3 protein-coding genes are annotated in these 1959 nt (G+C 71.9%); all 3 read left to right on the top strand.

The features are described from left to right. Positions 1-80: hypothetical protein (locus DBR34_RS24115; RefSeq protein WP_258224151.1), on the top strand; the 80-nt coding region annotated here is incomplete at its 5' end. A gap of 6 nt (positions 81-86) precedes the next feature. Further along, on the top strand, positions 87-1115 hold the full coding sequence (locus DBR34_RS19420; protein ID WP_128097995.1) for an SIS domain-containing protein: 1029 nt from the start codon (positions 87-89) through the stop codon (positions 1113-1115). After that, on the top strand, positions 1115-1959 hold an 845-nt coding region (nagA, locus tag DBR34_RS19415; RefSeq protein WP_258224146.1), incomplete at its 3' end, for an N-acetylglucosamine-6-phosphate deacetylase. The genes DBR34_RS19420 and nagA, both read left to right, overlap by 1 nt.

The raw sequence follows: 1959 nt of genomic DNA, 5'->3' as shown, positions 1-1959 counted from the left end.
TGCCGCAGCTGGTGGTGCGCGGTTCCACCGCGCCGATGCGCCCGACCGGCGCGCGCCCTCCTACTCCTGAAACCACCTGAGTGCCCATGTCCCTGCCTGCCCCCCACGACACCCTGATGTACCGCGAAGCCGCCGAAGCCGCCGACGTGATTGCCGCGCAGCTCGCGCGCAACCAGGCGGCGGTGGAAACCCTGGCTGCCAGCCTGCGCGCGGCACCGCCGCCGTTCGTGGTGACCTGCGCGCGGGGCAGCTCGGACCACGCCGCCACCTACGCCAAGTACCTGCTGGAAACCCGGCTGGGCCTGGTCACCGCCTCGGCCTCACCGTCGGTGGGCTCGGTCTACGAAGCGCCGCTGAAGCTGCGTGGCGCGCTGTACATCGTCATTTCGCAGTCGGGCAAGAGCCCGGACCTGCTGCGCAACGCCGAAGCCGCACGTGCGGCCGGCGCGCGCGTGGTGGCGCTGGTGAACGTGGAGGACTCGCCGCTGGCGCAGCTGGCCGAAACCGTGATCCCGCTCGGTGCCGGTGCCGAGCGCAGCGTGGCGGCCACCAAGAGTTACCTGGCCTCGCTGTCGGCGATTCTGCAGCTGGTGGCCTACTGGAGCCAGGACGCGGCGCTGATCGCCTCGCTGCGCGCACTGCCCGATGCGTTGCGCCAGGCCTGGAACAGCGACTGGTCCGCGCTCACCGATGGCCTGGTGCCGGCGCACAACCTGTTCGTGCTCGGCCGCGGCCTGGGCCTGGGCGCGGCCCAGGAAGCCGCGCTGAAGTTCAAGGAAACCTGCGGCCTGCATGCCGAAGCCTACAGCTCGGCCGAAGTGAAGCATGGCCCGATGGCGCTGGTGGGGCCGGGCTTCCCGGTGCTGGCGTTTGCCCAGCCCGATGAAACCGGTGCGGGCACCCGCGCGGTACTGCAGGAGTTCGGCGCGCGCGATGCGCAGGTGTGGCTGGCCGATGTCGACGGCGACCTGCCGCTGCCGGTTGCGCCGCACCCGGCCTGCGCACCGCTGCTCACCGTGCAGGCGTTCTACCGTGCGATCAACGCGCTGGCGCTGCGCCGCGGGCACAACCCGGACCTGCCGCCGCATCTGAACAAGGTGACGGAAACCGTCTGATGAAAACCGTCCTGCGCAACGCCCGCATTCTGGCCGGCGACGAGTTCCGCGACGACCTGGCGGTGGTGATCGAAGACGGCCGCATCACCGCGCTGGTCTCCGACGCGGCCCCGCAGCTGGGCAGCGCCGACGAACAGGTGGACCTGGGCGGCGGCTGGCTGCTGCCGGGCTTCATCGACGCGCAGGTCAACGGCGGCGGTGGCGTGCTGTTCAACAACACGCCCGACGTGGACAGCCTGCGCACGCTGGCCGCCGCGCACCGCCGCTTCGGCACCACCGGCCTGCTGCCCACGCTGATCAGCGACGACGTGCAGGTGATGCGCCGCGCGATCGACGCCACCCGCGCGGCCATCGCGCAGGGCGTGCCCGGCGTGCTCGGCATCCACCTGGAAGGCCCGTACATCGCGCCGGCACGCAAGGGCACCCACGACGCCAACAAGTTCCGCGTGCCCGACGCCGACGAGATCGCGATGGCGGCGTCGCTCGACAACGGCGTCACCCTGCTGACCCTGGCCCCCGAACGGGTGCCGCTGGACAGCATCCGTGCGCTGGTCGAACGCGGCGTGATCGTGGCCGCCGGGCATACCGCAGCCAGCTACGAAGAGGCACGCGCCGGGCTGGATGCCGGGATCCGCGGCTTCACGCATCTGTACAACGCGATGTCGCCGCTGACCGGGCGCGAGCCGGGTGCGGTGGGCGCGGCGCTGGAAGACCGCGACAGCTGGATCGGCATCATCGCCGACGGCGTGCACGTGCACCCGGCCAGCCTGCGCGTGGCGCTGGCGGCCAAGCCGCGCGGCAAGGTGATGCTGGTGACCGACGCGATGCCGCCGGTGGGCGCCGA

The sequence above is a fragment of the Stenotrophomonas sp. HMWF003 genome (genome assembly GCF_003061285.1).
GTDB lineage: Bacteria > Pseudomonadota > Gammaproteobacteria > Xanthomonadales > Xanthomonadaceae > Stenotrophomonas > Stenotrophomonas maltophilia_AP.
The sequence above is the reverse complement of the archived record's forward strand: the minus strand, read 5'-3'. Positions and strand labels throughout refer to the sequence as shown.

Coding starts and splice junctions, on each gene's coding strand:
- DBR34_RS19420 (WP_128097995.1), top strand. CDS start 87: ATGTCCCTGCCTGCCCCCCACGACACCCTGATGTACCGCGAAGCCGCC.